This window comes from Streptomyces sp. NBC_00012 (assembly GCF_045040875.1).
Lineage (GTDB): Bacteria > Actinomycetota > Actinomycetes > Streptomycetales > Streptomycetaceae > Streptomyces.
The window spans coordinates 3,204,419-3,220,810 of sequence record NZ_CP108309.1 but is presented as its reverse complement, the minus strand read 5'-3'; the positions used below and the strand labels follow the sequence as shown (position 1 = coordinate 3,220,810).

The 16,392-nt window shown below is 70.8% G+C and carries 12 protein-coding genes; 6 read left to right on the top strand and 6 right to left on the bottom strand.

Features of this window, described 5'->3' with window-relative positions; genetic code table 11:
• Positions 1-43: 43 nt before the first annotated feature.
• Complete coding sequence (locus OHA19_RS14620) at positions 44-1,102, top strand: hypothetical protein (protein WP_405716351.1); 1,059 nt, start codon at positions 44-46, stop codon at positions 1,100-1,102.
• 76 nt (positions 1,103-1,178) lie between these two features.
• Here OHA19_RS14620 and OHA19_RS14615 read toward each other — a convergent pair whose 3' ends face one another.
• From OHA19_RS14615 to OHA19_RS14595, 5 genes are all read right to left on the bottom strand, one after another.
• A complete protein-coding gene (locus tag OHA19_RS14615) occupies positions 1,179-2,651 on the bottom strand; it encodes a glucoamylase family protein (protein WP_405716352.1) in 1,473 nt (490 codons plus the stop codon).
• 281 nt (positions 2,652-2,932) lie between these two features.
• The gene (locus OHA19_RS14610) at positions 2,933-4,135 is read right to left on the bottom strand and encodes a glycoside hydrolase family 1 protein (protein WP_405716353.1); all 1,203 of its coding nucleotides are present in this window, start codon (positions 4,133-4,135) and stop codon (positions 2,933-2,935) included.
• A gap of 87 nt (positions 4,136-4,222) precedes the next feature.
• Positions 4,223-5,131, bottom strand: a complete 909-nt coding sequence (locus tag OHA19_RS14605) for a carbohydrate ABC transporter permease (RefSeq protein WP_405716355.1) — start codon at positions 5,129-5,131, stop codon at positions 4,223-4,225.
• Positions 5,128-6,120 carry a carbohydrate ABC transporter permease gene (locus tag OHA19_RS14600; protein WP_405716357.1) on the bottom strand — a complete coding sequence of 331 codons (993 nt, stop codon included), beginning with the start codon at positions 6,118-6,120 and terminating at the stop codon, positions 5,128-5,130. The genes OHA19_RS14605 and OHA19_RS14600 overlap by 4 nt, the downstream gene beginning before the upstream one ends.
• Positions 6,121-6,145: 25 nt before the next feature.
• Positions 6,146-7,393, bottom strand: a complete 1,248-nt coding sequence (locus tag OHA19_RS14595; RefSeq protein WP_405750434.1) for a sugar ABC transporter substrate-binding protein — start codon at positions 7,391-7,393, stop codon at positions 6,146-6,148.
• A 251-nt stretch (positions 7,394-7,644) separates the two neighbouring features.
• Here OHA19_RS14595 and OHA19_RS14590 point away from each other — a divergent pair, with 251 nt between their 5' ends.
• On the top strand, positions 7,645-8,634 hold the full coding sequence (locus tag OHA19_RS14590) for an acetylxylan esterase (RefSeq protein WP_405716361.1): 990 nt from the start codon (positions 7,645-7,647) through the stop codon (positions 8,632-8,634).
• 123 nt (positions 8,635-8,757) lie between these two features.
• Here the strand turns inward: OHA19_RS14590 and OHA19_RS14585 are convergent, their stop codons facing one another.
• Positions 8,758-9,810, bottom strand: a complete 1,053-nt coding sequence (locus OHA19_RS14585; RefSeq protein WP_405750431.1) for a LacI family DNA-binding transcriptional regulator — start codon at positions 9,808-9,810, stop codon at positions 8,758-8,760.
• Between the two features lie 170 nt (positions 9,811-9,980).
• On the opposite strand from OHA19_RS14585, the gene OHA19_RS14580 reads away from it, so the two are divergent.
• The 4 genes from OHA19_RS14580 to typA all read left to right on the top strand — a co-directional run bounded on the left by OHA19_RS14580 (position 9,981) and on the right by typA (position 16,375).
• Positions 9,981-10,460 (top strand): MarR family winged helix-turn-helix transcriptional regulator, encoded by a 480-nt coding sequence (locus OHA19_RS14580; protein ID WP_405750428.1) that lies wholly within the window; start codon positions 9,981-9,983, stop codon positions 10,458-10,460.
• Positions 10,461-10,573: 113 nt separating this feature from the next.
• Positions 10,574-11,131 (top strand): isochorismatase family protein, encoded by a 558-nt coding sequence (locus OHA19_RS14575; protein WP_405716364.1) that lies wholly within the window; start codon positions 10,574-10,576, stop codon positions 11,129-11,131.
• A 299-nt stretch (positions 11,132-11,430) separates the two neighbouring features.
• On the top strand, positions 11,431-13,968 hold the full coding sequence (locus OHA19_RS14570) for an ABC transporter substrate-binding protein (RefSeq protein ID WP_405750426.1): 2,538 nt from the start codon (positions 11,431-11,433) through the stop codon (positions 13,966-13,968).
• Between the two features lie 535 nt (positions 13,969-14,503).
• Positions 14,504-16,375: a translational GTPase TypA gene (gene typA / locus OHA19_RS14565; RefSeq protein ID WP_361999544.1), complete on the top strand. Its 1,872-nt coding sequence runs from the start codon at positions 14,504-14,506 to the stop codon at positions 16,373-16,375.
• Positions 16,376-16,392: the final 17 nt, after the last annotated feature.

The following is a 16,392-nucleotide window of genomic DNA, read 5'->3' as shown; positions in this document are numbered from 1 at the left end:
CCTACTACAGCGACGGCACACCGACACACAGGGGGAGACCGACGTGCTCACGGGGATCAAGCGCGGGGCCGGGCGAATACGTGAACGGGCGGCCCGGTTCCGGTGGACCTGGCCCAGGAGGATCGCACTGGGAGCGGTCCTGGTGATCGTGGTGCCGGTCCTCACCGCGGGCATCGCGCTGCGGCTCAACTACTCCGGCGACCCGGGCGACGACACCCGCACCCGGGGCCGTGACGCCATCTGGCTCGGCCACGCCTGGGTCGACGGGCGCAAGGACGACGCCGATCTTGCCGCCTTCGCCGCCCGGATCGAGGGGACGGGGATCAAGGACCTGTACGTCCACGCCGGACCGCTGGAGCACGACGGCAGCCTGCCCGCCGACCGCTACCCCCGGGCCCGGTGGCTGATCGACGCAGTGCACCGCACCCTGCCCGGCATCCGGGTCCAGGCCTGGCTCGGCGACGTACTGGCCACCGAGGGGCCCGACGGGCTGCGCCTGGAGCGGGCCGCGTCCCGCACCGCCGTGGTCGCGTCGGCCCGGCAGATCCTGGACGCCGGGTTCGACGGCGTCCACTTCGACCTGGAGCCGCTGCACTCCGGCGACCGCCACTACCTCTCGCTCCTCGACGACCTGCGAGCGCTCACCAGGTCACGCCGGGCACAGCTGTCGGTCGCCGCCCACCAGATCGACCCGCTGCCCGCGGCGCACCGGGTGATCGGTGTGGTCAGCGGCGGCAGCGAGAAGTGGTGGTCGCAGAAGTTCTTCGGCCAGGTCGCGCGCCGGGTCGACCAGATCGCCGTCATGTCGTACGACACCTGGATGCCACTGGAGGGGATGTTCGGCGGCTATGTCGCCCAGCAGACGGCGCTCGCCCTCGAAGTGACGCCGAAGGACACCGATCTGCTGATGGGACTGCCGTTCTTCCACGAGGACGACCTCGGACACCACGAGTCGGCCGAGACGGTCACGGCCGCGGTCCGGGGCACCCGACTGGGACTGGGACGCACCGACCGGGGCCGTGAACGCTTCGGGGTCGCGCTCTACGTCGACTTCGCGGCCCGCGAGGGCGACTGGGCGGCGTACCGAGCGGGCTGGAACTGAGCGACGGCGTACCGGGCCGGGGCCGGGCCCCGAGCACTCCGCCCCGGACCGGTACGCCGCCACGCTACGAGGCGGTTCAGATGGAGAACCGCTCCTTGGCGAGCAGCGGCCGCACCTTCGACCGGAACCCGCCGGTCCGGAACGGCCGTTGCAGCAGACCCGGGCGGATCGCCTGGGCCAGTGCCGCGGCGATCATGCCCTGGTCGAGCGCGAGCAGGTAGTCGCTGACCCGGCCGGTATCGACGTTGACCGAGTCCCGGAACCCGTATCCGGCGTGGTAGGCGCCGAAATCGCGGTCGAGCGCGCGCAGGTTGGCGATCGCCTCGTCCGGCGCGTAGGGCAGCGCGAGGAAGGAGGCGTGCGGGGTGACGACACCGTTGGTGAACGCCGAGGCGGGCGGCAGCGGCCGGCCGTCCTCGGTGTACGTGCGGTCGGTGTTGGAGGCGTAGCCGTCGATCTGCATGCCGATCGCGTCGACGCCGTACTCCTGGTAGCCGCCTTCGGGGATGTTGGCGGGGGAGAAGCCCCAGTACCCGTACCCCGCCTCCTCCATGCCGTGCTCGATCTGGCTGCGGACGTAACGGTGGTGGGTGAGGCCCCAGGACCTCGGCGACCACTCCGCCTCCGGCACGAACAGCGGCACCATCAGGGCCTCGAACATCGACCCGCCCCAGGTGGGCACGATCTTCCGGCCGCGATGGGTGTAGTGCCCCTGCCAGACGCGTACGCCGTCCATGGCGACGTAACTGCCCTGGGGGTACTGCTCCTGCCCGTGCTCGGGCAGCATCGTGCGCAGCAGGTGCCAGTAGTGGTCGGCGGGCAGCGAGCCGTCCGCGATGCCCAGGTAACTGGCCATCCGGGGCTCGGTGTTGAGCGCGCCGTAGTGGTGCCCGGTGGGCTCCTCGGTGTCGGGCCAGAACCCGCCGCGCAGCTGGCCGGGGCCGGCGACCGGGTCGGCGGGGTCGTACGGCGTGTAGTAGTACGACCAGTCGGCGGTGGCCAGGATGCGGGCGATGCGGGGGCCCAGTGCGGGCGCGGCGTCGGCGGCGATGCGCAGGCCGGTGACCAGCCAGGCATTGTCGACGGAGGAGAGGAACGGGCGGACCGGATCACCGGTGCCGGGCCACTGGGTGAGGACCGAACCGTCGTGCGCGTCGTACCAGTTGAGCCAGAAGCCGTGGTGGCGCTCCAGCTTCTCGACGGCCCGCACGGTGTGCTCCAGCCGTCGGCGCATCGTGTCGTCGTCGATCACCCCGAGCCCGGCGGCGGCCACCGTCGACCAGAGGCCGCAGCCGATGTTGGTGGGGGAGGTCTGACGCGACTGGACGGGGGCGCCGGGTCCGCTGACATCGATCTTGTCGACGGCGAGACCGAAGTCCGTCGTCATGGCCTCGATCGAGCGATACGTGTCGCGGAACCAGCGCAGCAGCAGCGGCGCGTGCGAGCCGCGCACCGGCTGGGCGGCGCCCGCCGGGGAAGCGGTCACGGCTCCCAGCGACAGGGCGGCGGCCCCTGTTCCCGCTGCGGTGAGAAACGTACGACGGTCCATCAGAACCCCTCGAAGAAGAGCCACCGGCTGTGCGGTGGGCGGATTTCGTTCGTCGGTCGTGATCGTGGGCGCGGGGCGCCGTGCCGCGTACGGCACCCGCGTGCGCCGCCGCACGTGAGCAGGGCTGGACACGAGCGGCACCGCACGCGGGCACAGGGCCCGAAAGGCCCTGCTGCACGGGAACCGGCGTCCGTCAGGTGCCTCCGGTTCCCGTGCGGGCGGGAGCCGTCAGGTGGCTCCCGGTCGGGGGGAGCCGGCATCGGCCGGCTCGGGGGCCGACGTCAGTCGGCGATGCGCGGCAGGGCGCGGGTGCGGCCCATCTCGCCCAGCCAGACGGCGGACGGCTTGGGCAGCCGCTCGAAGGTCTCCGGGTCCCAGCCGATCAGGCCGAAGGTGGGCTTGTAGGAGCCCCACTCGTAGTTGTCGAGCGCGCTCCAGGCCAGGTAGCCCTGGACGTTCAGGCCGTCCTGGATCGCGGACGCGACCTCGTTCAGGGCGCCGGTGTAGTAGTCGACCCGGCGGCTGTCGACGTCGGTGGCGATGCCGTTCTCGGTGACGATCAGCGGCACGTCGTTGCCGAGGACCTCGGCGGTGTGGCGCAGCGCGTAGCCGACGGCGGAGGGGTAGTACTCCCACTGCGTGAGGGTGCGCTCGACGCCGTCGGCGGTGGGTATCGGGCCGTCGGTGCCGATCTTGGTCCGGGTGTAGGACTGCACACCGATCCAGTCGTCGCCGCGGGCGGCCTCGATGAAGACGTCCTCGCGGGGGTGACGGTAGGCCGCGGTGACCTCCTCGGCGCCGGGCAGGGCCTGGTAGACCTGGTTGGCGATGGTCCAGCCGACCTGGATGCCGGGGTTGATCGCCCGGACCTCCTTGACGGCCGCGTGGTGGGCGGCGATGACGGCCTCGGTGGTCTCGTCGTCGGGGGTCGGCAGTCCGGCCGGCGGGAAGCTGTTGTCGCCCCGCTTGGCCTGGCCGGCCATGACGGCGATCATGTTCGGCTCGTTGATGGTGCAGACGTGGCTGACGCCCTCGGCGATCACCGGCGCGCAGGCCGCGACGTAACGCGCGAAGAGCTCGGTCGCGCCCTCGGCGGTCCAGCCGCCGCGCGCCTCGAACCACTGCGGCACGGTGAAGTGGTGCAGGGTGATCATGGGGCGCAGGCCGCGCTCGATGGCGCCCTCGACCATGCGGCGGTAGTGGGCGAGCTCGGCGCGGGAGAAGCGGCCCTCGGCCGGCTCGATGCGCGCCCACTCGATGGAGAACCGGTAGTCGGTGAAGCCCAGACCGGCCAGCACGTCCATGTCCTCGTGCCAGCGGTGGTAGCTGTCGCAGGCGTCCAGGCTGGGCTCCTGGATGTGGGTGCCCGCGGCGTGCTCCTTGACCCACCAGTCGCTGTTGGTGTTGTTGCCCTCGATCTGGTGGGCGGCCGTGGAGGCGCCCCACAGGAAGTTGTCGGGGAACGGTACCTGGGTGTGCGTCATCGCAAACTGTCTCTCTGGTGATGAAGGGGTGTGGCCGCGGAGTGTGGGGCCGCGGCCCCGTACGTTTCGGTGGGGCTGCCGGGCGGGCTACTTCATGCCGGCCGTGGCGATGCCCTGGGTGAAGTGCCGTTGGAGCGCGATGAACAGGATCAGGACGGGCAGGACGACCAGCAGGGAGCCGGCCATCAGCATGCCGTTGGAGCCGCCCGCCTTGTTGGGGTCGGTGGCGAAGGTGGCCAGGGCGACCGGCAGGGTGTACTTGTCGGGGTCGTTGGTCGCGATGAGCGGCCAGACGAAGTTGTTCCAGGAACCCAGGAAGGTGAAGATCGAGAGCGTCGCCAGAGCGGGCTTCACCAGCGGCATCACGATCCGCCAGAAGATGTACCACTCACCGGCGCCGTCCATCCGGGCCGCTTCCAGCAGCTCGTCCGGGATCGACTGCATGAACTGCCGCATCAGGAAGACTCCGAAGGCTCCGGCGGCGAACGGCAGCACCAGACCGGCGTACGAGTCGATCAGGTGCAGCTTGCTCATCAGCACGAACAGCGGCAGCAGCATCAGGTTGCCCGGCACCATCAGGGCGCCGAGGACCAGGCCGAAGATCTTGTTGCGGCCGGCGAAGTTCAGCTTGGCCAGTGCGTACCCGAGCATCGAGCAGAACACCAGGTTCGAGACGGTGACCAGCACCGCCACGATCACCGAGTTCATGAAGTACAGCGGCAGATCGAGCTTGTCGAGCAGCTCCCGGAAGTTCTCCAGGGTCCACTCGGTCGGGATCCACACGGGCGGGCTGGCCGTCAGTTCCTGTTGTGTCTTGAAGGCCGAGAGGGCCATCCACAGGAACGGCGCCGACATGATCAGCAGGCCGGCCGACAGCAGGACGTAGACCAGGACGCGCTTCGGGTTGCGGGTCTTCTTCGGTGCGGACGGCGGCGTGTCGCCGGGCTTCTTCGACGGCGCCGTCGAGACGGCGCCCGGTGCACTGGTGGCGCTCATTTCGTGTTGTCCTTCAGCAGTCGGAGCTGGAGCACCGTGATGCCCATGATCACCACGAAGAGGACATACGCCATGGCGCTCGCATAGCCCATGTGGAAGAAGTTGAAGCCCTCGCGGTACATGTTCAGCGAGACGGTGAGCGTGGAGTCCGAGGGACCGCCCTGGGTCATCACGAACGGCTCCTCGAAGACGTTGAGATAACCGATGGTCGTGATCACCGTGGCGTAGAGCAGCGTGGGCCGCAGCAGTGGCACGGTGATGCCCTTGAACTCCTGCCAGACACCGGCGCCGTCCAGCCGCGCGGCCTCCCGCACCTCGGTGGGGATGGCCTGCAGACCGGCGATGAAGAGCACCATGACCGTGCCGAGGTTGCGCCAGACCGCCATCGCGATCATCGACGGCATGGCGAGCTTCTCGGAGCCCAGGAAGTCGGGCGAGGTGAGCCCCACTTCGGAGAAGAGCCCCGCGATGAGCCCGTCGCTCGGGTCGAGCACGAACCGCCAGACCACGGCAACCGCGACGATGGTCGTGACCACCGGGGCGTAGAAGCCGACGCGAAAGAAGGTCCGCGCCCGGTCGATGCCGTTGTTCAGCAGTACGGCGACGACCAGACCGAGGCCGATCGTCAGCGGGACGCCGATCACCACGAAGTACGCCGTGTTGAAAAGCGACTTGAGGAACTTCTCGTCGCTGAACAGCTTGACGTAGTTCTCGAAGCCGATGAAGTTCGCGTCCAGCGGGTGCGTCACGTTGCGCAGCCCGAAGTCGGTGAAGCTCATCACCAGCGTGGCGACGATCGGGAACGCCATGAAGACGAGGAAGAGGACGAGGAAGGGGGTGGAGAACAGCCAGCCGGCCACGTTCTGCACGCCCATCGAGGCCTTCTTGCCGCCCCGGCGACCCGCGGGCCCGGTGGCCGGGGACCCGGAGGCCCCCGGCCCGGCCTGCGCCTTGGCCGACTCCGCGGCCTTTGCGGTCATGGTGCGCATGACTCCTACTTCATCCGGCCTTCGACTACTTCAGAAGGCCTTCGATTTGGGACTGGGCCGTCTTGAGCGCGTCCTCGGCGGACGCCTTGCCCTGGGTGACCTTGGCGATGGCCTGGTCGACCTTGTCGGTGATCTCCGTCCAGTTGGACAGCGACGGGGATGCCTTGGCGGTGTCCATCTGCTTCTTGAACACCTGGAGGTTGGTGTCGTCGGCGAGGTCGCCGGAGGTCCAGGCGGCGGTGTTGGCCGGCAGGTCCTTGGTGCGCTCGTACCAGTCGGCCTGGCCCTTGGTGTCCGTCAGGTACTTGATGAACTCGGTGGCGGCGGCCTTGTGCTCGCTGTCCTTGGAGATCACCAGGGAGGAACCGCCGGCCATGGAGGCGGAGGCCTTGTCGGCGGGCACGTTGGCCACGGCCCACTTGCCCTTGATCTGCGGCTGGCCCTCGTTCAGCAGGGTGACGTGCCAGGGACCGCCGAAGAACATCGGGACGCGGCCGTTGCCGAAGTCCTTCACCACGTCGTAGCCGGGCTGCACGGACTTGTTGGAGAGCCCCTTGTCGAAGTACGAGCCGTACTCCTTGAGCGCCTTGACGGCCTCGGGGCTGTCGATGACGGCCTCGCCCTTGTCGTTGACGATCTCGCCGCCGGCCGAGTACAGGAAGGAGTAGAAGTTCTGCACTGTGTCCAGGCCGCTGGGCTGGATGGACAGGCCCCACTTGGTTTCGGCCTTCTTCTGGTAGGCCGAGGCGAGGTCCTGCATCTCCTTCCAGTCGGTCGGAGCCTTGGTGACGCCGGCCTTCTCGGCCAGGTCGGTGCGGTAGTACAGGACGCGGGTGTCGACGTACCACGGCACGCCGTAGGCCTGGCCGTCCACCTCGCCCTGCTTCCAGCCGGACTGGAAGAAGTCCTTCTCGTCGAAGGTCTTGGTGTCGACCGGCTCCAGCACACCGAGCTCGGCGAACTCGCCCATGTAGCTGCCGCCCATTTGCGCCACGTCCGGCAGGGTGCCGGCGGCGGCCGCGGAGACCAGCTTCTGGTGGGCGACGTCCCAGCCGACCGGGGTCACCTTGACGGTGATGTTCGGGTTGGCCTTCTCGTAGACCTTGGCCACATCCGCGAGCTTCTCGCCCTCGGCCCCCATGGCCCAGACGGTGAGCGTCTGCTTCTTGTCCGCGGCGACGTCGTCGCCGGAGCTGCCGCAAGCGGTCAGGCCGAGCGTGAGCGCGGCGGCGACAGCGATACCGATCGAGGCGTTTCTGGCGGTGCGGGGCATGGAGGGCTCCTCCTTGAGCAATCCTGATGTATGCGCTGCCTGTAAGCGCATACATCACTCTGCGGCAGACATTCGGGAATCCGCAAGAGGGTGCTAGGTCACACTCGTGCAACGTGCTGGACATCTGAATGTTCAACTTGCACGGTAAGTATGCCAATTGTGAAATTGGGGATGATGTGACCGATTTCGCTGGCCGTCCACCGATGATCAAGGACTGTGCCGCCGGGGCCGGGACCGTTACGGTCGTGCTCATGGCTTCGTTCGAACATGACTTCCCCTTCGATCCCGCGTACGGCTATACGCTCCAGGACCTGCTGAGCGTCCCGGCTCCCGCCGCTCCGGACGATTTCGACGCCTTCTGGCGGGACCGCCACCGGGAGGCCCGCAAGGTCGCCACGGAGCCGGAGCTCGGCCCGCCGGAGGAGGAGCGCGACGGGGTGCGGATCCACGGTGTGACCTTCACCTCGGTGGGCGGGGTGCGGCTCGGCGGCTGGGTGGCGCTGCCCGTCGAGGGAGCTGCGGAGTACGGATTCGTCATCGGGCACGGCTACGGCGGCCGCGAGCAGCCGGGCCCCGACGTGCCGCTGCCGCTGCCCCGGGCCGCGGCGATCCTGCCGTGCGTACGGGGCATGAAGTCGCGCGGACTGCACCCGGGCATCCCGGACGTGTCCGCCGCGCATGTGCTGCACGGCATCGAGTCGCGCGACACGTATGTCATCGGCGACTGCGTGGCGGACCTGTGGTGCGCGGCGTCGGCGCTGCACGAGCTGGTGCCGGAACTGGCGCCGGGGGAGGGCGGCCCCGGGCTGGGCTACCTCGGGGAGAGCTTCGGCGGCGGGCTGGGCGCACTCGCGCTGCCCTGGGACGACCGGTTCGGGGCCGCGCAGCTGACGGTGCCGACCTTCGGCAACCATCCCTTGCGGCTCACCCTGCAGTGCATCGGCAGCGGCGAGTCGGTGCGGGCCCACCACCAAGGCCACCCCGAGGTCACCGAGGTGCTGCCGTACTTCGACGCCGCCACGGCCGCGACGCGGCTGGAGACGCCCACCCTGGTGGCCGCGGCGCTCTTCGACCCCTCGGTGCCGCCGCCGGGGCAGTTCGCCGTGCACAACGCGCTGGCCGGTGAGCACGAGCTGCACGTGCTGGACGCGGGGCACTTCGAGTACGAGGGAACGGCGGCCGAGGTGGCGGAGCTCCAGGCGGCCCGGCGACGGTTCTTCGGAGCGCGGCTGGGGCGGTGACGCCGGGCCGCGAGGCGGTGCGGTGACGCCTTCGGGAGGCGGCCGGGCGGTGGTGTGGCGGGGTGGTGGCGCGGGGGAGTGGCGCCGGGCGGTGGTACGGGGCCGCCCGGCCGGCCGATCCCGTCAGCCGCAGCCGCAGCTGGCGCGGCGGATCAGGGACACCGGGAGCATCAGCGACACCGGCTCGCTGCCGCTGTTGCCCAGCCGCTGGACCAGCAACTCGACTGCCTGCTCGCCGAGTTGGCGGATCGGCTGGCGTACGGTCGTCAGCGGCGGCCGGACGATCCGGCTCAGCGGAATCCCGTCGAAGCCGGTCACCGCGATGTCCTCGGGCACCCGCACCCCGCGCCGCTCCAGCGCCCGCAGCGCGCCCACCGCCATCTGGTCGTTGGCGAAGAGCACCCCCTGCGGCCGTTCGCCGGGCCGGTCGAGCAGCGCTTCCGCCGCCCGTGCGCCCTCGGCCTGCGTCATCATCTCGGCCCGCAGATCGGGCGCGTCCGGCACCGGCAGTCCGGCGTCGCGGCACGCCTGCCGGAAACCGAGGAACCGCGCCTCGGCGTCCGGCGACTCGGCCTCGCCGCCGACGAAGGCGAGCCTGCGCAGCCCGTGGTCCCCGATCAGGTGGCGGGCCAGTTCGCGCTCGCCGTCGGCGTTGGCGACGACGATGTGGTCGAGGTGGTCGATCTCGCGGGGCCCGGCGAGCATCACCACCGGCAGCCGGCGCGATATCACTTCGAGGTCCTCGGTCGGCACGGTCCGCGCCAGTACGGCGAAGCCGTCGACCCGTCCCGCGACCTTCGCGACGCTCTCCGGTCCGCCCTCCAGCGAGGCGGCGATCAGCAGCGCGTAGCCGTGCCGGCGCGCCGCCCGCTCCATGCCGCGGATGATCTGGTCGGAGTAGAGCATCACCGCGTCGTCGGCGTCGCTGTCGGCCTCCGCGTCGGCCTCGGCGTCGGGATCGGCCATATCGGGGAAGCAGAGACCCAGTACGCCGGTGGTCCGGCTGGCCAGGCCGCGGGCATTCCCGCTGGGTACGTAACCGAGCTGGCGGGCGGCTTCGAGGACCCGCTCACGGGTCTGGGCGCGTACCGAATCGGGGGTGCGGTAGACCCGCGAGACCGTGGCAATGGAGACGCCCGACCGCTCGGCGACGTCGTACACCGTGGGGGCGCTCACTCGACCGACCGTCCGCTTCTTGTTCCGTACCGAAGCACCTGCTGTTGCATGTACCGACCCTCTTCTGAAAGCGCATTCACCCTAGATCGCGGGCCGCGTGACGGGCAAGACCGCTCGAAAGAAGACAGGTAACCTTGCAAGTTGCTCTGTGCACCTTTTACGTTGGGGGCATGCCGGAACCGACTGGAACCACCCCCGCCGGGCGTCGCGCGGCCCCGTTCGTCGAGCCGGATGCCGAGCAGCTTGCGACACAGCTCACCGCCGTGGTCGGCCGGTTGCTGCGGCGGCTGCGCAGCACGTCATCGGGCGGCCTGCTCACACCGACGCAGCGCTCGGTGCTCGCCCGCCTGGACCGCGAGGGGCCGGCCACCACGGCCGCGCTGGCCCGCGCGGAGTACGTGCGTCCGCAGTCCATGCGGCTGACCCTCGGTGCGCTGGAGAGCCAGGGGCTCGTGGCGCGCGCACCGGATCCGGCCGACGGCCGCAAGGCGGTGATGTCGCTCACGGAGGCCGGGGCCGCTTCGCTCGCCGAGGTCCGGGCCGCCAAGCACGACTGGCTCGCCGAGGCCATCGCGGCCGGGCTCGACGGGGCCGAGCGGCGCACCGTGGCCGAGGCCACCGAGCTGATCGACCGGCTGACCGGGAAGTGAGGCCACCGGCTCCCGGCGCGCCGGGCAGCCGCCCGCACCCGTGGGCCGCCCCGTCCCGGCCCCGTATCCACCGCGCATTCCCACCGTTCCCGCCATCGCACAGGAGCACCACCATGACCGCCACCACCCTGGACCCGAGGACCGCCCTGGTCGTCATCGACCTCCAGAAGGGCATCGTCTCCCGGGAGACCGCCCCCCACCCCGCCGCAGGCGTCGTCGCCAACTCCGTCGCCCTCGCCGATGCCTTCCGCGCCAAGGGCCTCCCGGTCGTCCTGGTCCATGTCGTCGACGGCGCCCCCGGCCGCAACGAGGCATCCGCGGGGTCCGGCGGCCGGCCGGCCGCCGACTGGGCGGATATCGTGCCCGAGCTCGGCCCGCGCGAGGGCGACATCGTGGTCACCAAGCGCACCTGGGGCGCCTTCCACGGCACCGACCTCGACCTCCGGCTGCGCCGCGCCGGCGTCACCCAGCTCGTCCTCACCGGCATCGCGACCGGCATCGGCGTCGAGTCCACCGCCCGCTCGGCGCACGAGTACGGCTACCACGTCACGATCGCCACGGACGCGGTCACCGACATGGACGCCGACACCCACCGCAACAGCGTGGAGAGGATCTTCCCGCGCCTGGGTGAGACGGACACGACGGAGGCGATCATCAAGCTGCTCGGCTGATCACCGCGGCCGGCCGGTCCCCGGTCTTCCGGGGTCGGCCGGTCCTTTCTTTCCCGGGGCGGCCGGGTCTCAGTCTCCCGGGGCCGGGCGGCTGCCGTACGGAGCGGCGGCCGACCGGGGCGTTGCGCCGCACGGGTGAGGTTCGGGGCCCTCGCGCCGTGTCTGCGCCGCCGCTCGCGCGGGGGCGCTTTCAGTGGGTGGACGAAATCGGTGTGATCAACTGCATATGCCACCAGAAACGCACAATCCGGCGCACCCTCGCGGACGGGTGGGTCGGGCCGGCCCCGGAGGTATCAGCCATGTCCCACGTCGGCGTCCCGCGGGGGACGGCCCGAAAGCGCCGCTCCCTCGCGCTCCTCACGACGGGCGTGCTGACGCTCCCGGTGCTCGCCGGCTGCAGCTCCGACGGCAGTGACGCGAGTGGTGCGACGGCCCCCCAGGACATCGCGGTCGCCGCCCGGAACATGGTCGCGGAGGGCGGGACGGTCAACTGGGCCATCGATGCCGTGCCCACCACCCTCAACGCCTTCCAGGCGGATGCCGACAGCACCACCACCCGGATCGCCGGCGCCCTGCTGCCGACGCTCTTCCCACTCGACGCCAGGGGCAGGCCGCAGCTCAACCCGGACTATCTGAAGTCCGCGAAGGTGGTCGAGAGCGAGCCCAGGCAGGTGGTGCTCTACCGGCTCGGCCAGCAGGCGGTGTGGAGCGACGGCCGGGAGATCGGGGCCTCCGATTTCGTCGCGCAGTGGCGGGCGCTGAGCGGCAAGGACTCGGCGTTCTGGACCGCCCGCAATGCCGGCTACGACCGCATCGAGAAGATCGAGCGCGGCGCCGACGACCTGGAGGTACGGGTCACCTTCGCCAAGCCGTACGCGGACTGGCGCTCGTTGTTCTCCCCGCTCTACCCGAAGGACGTGACCGGTTCCCCGGACGCCTTCAACGACGGAGCCCGGATCACGCTCAAGGCCACCGCGGGACCGTTCCGGCTGGGCGGTGTGGACAAGAAGGCCGGCGAGGTCACGCTGGTCCGCAACCCGCACTGGTGGGGAGGCCGGGCCAAGCTCGACTCACTGGTCTTCCGGGCCGTCGCCCCGCAGAACCGGACCGAGGCCCTGGCCGCGGGCAAGGTCGACGTGGCCGACATCGACGCGGCGGCGGCCCACCGGATCGCCCAGGCGGCCGGCGGCAAGGGCGCCGGCGGGCAGCCGCTCGCCCAGGGGCCCGGCGCACAAGGGCCCGGCGCACAGGCGCCCGGCGCCCAGGAGGGCCCGGCCGCGGCACTGCGCTCCTGGGCCGTTGCGCACGGTTCGAACGCCGAGGCAGCGGCCGCCGCGCGGACCGCCAGGGAGAAGAACCGGGCCGCCGCCCAGGTGTACGCCACCGAGCAGGCCGGGCTGCGCGCCTATGCGGTGCGCAAGTCGCTGGAGCCCGCCTACACCCAGCTGGCGCTGAACGGTGAGTCAGGACCGCTCGCCGACGACCGGGTGCGCCGGGCGGTGGCCCGCGCACTGAACCGCCAGGAACTCGTCGACACCGTACTCAAGCCGCTCGGCCTGCCCGCGCGGCCGCTCGGCAGCCACCTGGCGCTGGCCGGGCAGCCGGCGTACAAGGACAGCAGCGACGCGCTGGGCGGCCAGGACACCGAGGAGGCGCAGGCGCTGCTGGCCGACGCGGGCTGGACGCCGGAGGGCGCGGTCAAGAAGTCGGACGGCACCAAGGCGGGCAGCGAGGCCGGCAAGAAGGACGCGGAGAAGAAGGGTGCGGGCGCGGCCGCCGAGAAGGACGCGGAGAAGAAGGGTGCGGGCGCGGCCGCCGAGAAGGACGCGGAGAAGAAGGGTGCGGGCGCGGCCGCCGAGAAGGACGCGGAGAAGAAGGGTGCGGGCGCGGCCGCCGAGAAGGACGCGGAGAAGAAGGGCGCGGGCGCGGCTGCCGGGAAGGCGAGCAGTACGGACGGCAAGACCGGCGACGGCGCGGAGCGGCCCGAACCCGATGCCCACGACGGCCTCTACATCGTCGGCGACGACGACAAGCCCGGCGACGGCGACCCGGCGGGCGGCACCACCCACGTACTCGCCCCCGCCCCCGCCGCCGCGTTCCACAGCTCCGCGCTGCTGCGCCAGGCCGGCCACCTCTCCGGGTCGGGCGCGTCCGAGGACGCGCCCGCCAGGGCCGCCGCCCAGGACAAGCGGCCGGGCGGCGCGGCCGGTGCGTACGCCCCCGCGGGCACCGCGGCCCCCGCCCCGGCGGCCGACGGGCGCCGCGGTCCGCTCGGCAAGGACGGCAAACCGCTGACCCTGCGCTTCGTCCTGCCGTCCGGTCCCGGGTCGGAGCCGCTGCGCAGTGTCGGGGACAAGATCTCGGCGATGCTCGAATCGGTCGGCATCCGCACGGAGATCACCAAGGTCCCCGACGAGAGCTACTTCAAGGACCACATCGCCTCCGGCGACTACGACCTGGCCCTGTACTCCTGGCCCGCGACCGCCTACCCGGCCACCGACGACCGCCCGATCTTCGCCAAGCCGGTGCCCGCCACCGACGGCTCGCTGCTGGTCGAGCAGAACTACACCCGCGTCGGGACCGACCACATCGACCAGCTCTTCGACCGGGCGGCCTCGGAGCTGGACGAAGGCACCGCCCAGGACCTGATGAAGCAGGCCGACGCCCGGATCTGGGCCGCCGCCGCGTCGATTCCGCTCTACCAGCGCCCGCAGCTGGTGGCGGCGAACAGGAAGCTGGCGAACGTCGGCGCCTTCGGCTTCGGGGCGCCCCACTACCAGGACATCGGTTTCAAGAAGCCACAGGCCGCCGGAGCCCCGGCGAGCAAGGAGAAGTAGCAGGTCAGAAGAGGACCGGAAGCTCAGAACTGGCTCAAATCCCTTGCCCGCCGGCTTGCCCGGCGGGCAAGGTCGTCGCTACCCGTTGACCCGGGTGGCCGCTCGATCCCCCCACCTCTGAGACCCCCACCCCGGAGCCCCTGCTCCGGCCTCTCGGAGATTCCGCTTCGGAGCCCCACCTCCGAAGCCCCGCAGGTCCCGTGTCCGCCTCCGTCGTCTCCGCCCGCGGGACCCTGGTCATGACGCCGGTGAAATTCTCCGGAAGAACCGGCCGCGGGGGCGCGAACGCGAGGCGGACGCGGGCCTTCGCCGCCGGATCCGCACGCGTTCCCGCTCGGTGCGTCCGTCGTCCACGCCGGCCCGGCGGAGCGGGCGGAGGCCCGTCCCGGGGCCGGTAAAACTTGCCCGGGAAGCCGCGGCGGCGCCAGCCCCGTACCATTGGACGAGCCGTGGCGTGTCCGCCCGGCGGGCGTACGAGGACTTGAGACCGACTTAGACGCCTGATCCCACGATCCGAGAGAAGCGCAAGCCACCCATGCCCACGCGCCACGACATCCGTAACGTAGCCATCGTCGCCCACGTCGACCACGGCAAGACCACGCTGGTCGACGCCATGCTCAAGCAGGCCGGCGCCTTCGCCGCGCACGCCGCCGAGCACCTCGACGACCGCATGATGGACTCGAACGACCTGGAGCGTGAGAAGGGCATCACGATCCTCGCCAAGAACACGGCGGTGAAGTATCACCCCAAGGACGGCGGGGACCCGATCACGATCAACATCATCGACACCCCCGGCCACGCCGACTTCGGCGGCGAGGTCGAGCGCGGTCTGTCGATGGTCGACGCGGTCGTGCTGCTGGTCGACGCCTCCGAGGGCCCGCTCCCGCAGACCCGCTTCGTGCTGCGCAAGGCGCTCTCCGCGAAGATGCCGGTCATCCTCTGCATCAACAAGACCGACCGCCCGGACTCCCGGATCGCCGAGGTCGTCGACGAGACGTACGACCTCTTCCTGGACCTGGACGCGGACGAGGACCAGATCGAGTTCCCGATCGTCTACGCCTGCGCCCGTGACGGCGTCGCCTCGCTGACCAAGCCGGAGGACGGCACCGTCCCGGCCGACAGCGACAACCTGGAGCCGTTCTTCTCCACGATCCTGGCGCACGTCCCGGCCCCGGAGTACGACGAGGCCGCCCCGCTCCAGGCCCACGTCACCAACCTGGACGCCGACAACTTCCTCGGCCGTATCGCGCTCTGCCGCGTCGAGCAGGGCGAGCTGCGCAAGGGCCAGACCGTCGCCTGGATCAAGCGTGACGGCACGATGTCCAACGTCCGCATCACCGAGCTGATGATGACCGAGGCGCTCACCCGCAAGCCGGCCGAGAAGGCGGGCCCGGGCGACATCTGCGCCATCGCCGGTATCCCGGACATCATGATCGGCGAGACCCTGGCCGACCCCGAGAACCCGATCGCGCTGCCGCTGATCACGGTCGACGAGCCGGCCATCTCGATGACCATCGGTACCAACACCTCGCCGCTGGTCGGCAAGGGCGGCAAGGGCCACAAGGTCACCGCCCGCCAGGTGAAGGACCGCCTGGACCGCGAGCTGATCGGTAACGTCTCGCTCCGCGTCCTGGACACCGAGCGCCCCGACGCCTGGGAGGTCCAGGGCCGCGGTGAGCTCGCGCTGGCCATCCTCGTCGAGCAGATGCGCCGTGAGGGCTTCGAGCTCACGGTCGGCAAGCCGGAGGTCGTCACCAAGCAGATCGACGGCAAGACGCACGAGCCGATCGAGCGCATGACGATCGACTCCCCCGAGGAGCACCTCGGCGCGATCACCCAGCTGATGGCGACCCGCAAGGGCCGCATGGAGACGATGACGAACCACGGTTCGGGCTGGGTCCGCATGGAGTGGATCGTTCCGTCCCGCGGCCTCATCGGCTTCCGTACGGAGTTCCTGACGCAGACCCGCGGTACGGGTATCGCGCACTCCATCTTCGAGGGCCACGAGCCGTGGTTCGGCGAGCTGCGCACCCGGCACAACGGCTCGCTGGTCGCCGACCGCTCGGGTTCCGTGACGCCGTTCGCCATGGTCAACCTCCAGGAGCGCGGTGTCATCTTCACCGAGGCCGGCACCGAGGTCTACGAGGGCATGATCGTCGGCGAGAACTCCCGCGCCGATGACATGGACGTGAACATCACCAAGGAGAAGAAGCTCACCAACATGCGTGCGGCTTCCGCCGACACCACGGAGAACGTGGTGCCGGCCCGCAAGCTCTCGCTGGAGCAGTCCCTGGAGTTCTGCCGCGAGGACGAGTGCATCGAGGTGACCCCGGAGACGGTCCGTATCCGCAAGGTCGTCCTCGACCAGAAGGAGCGCGGCCGCGCCGCGTCGCGCGCCAAGCGCTGATCCGACGCCGCGCCGAG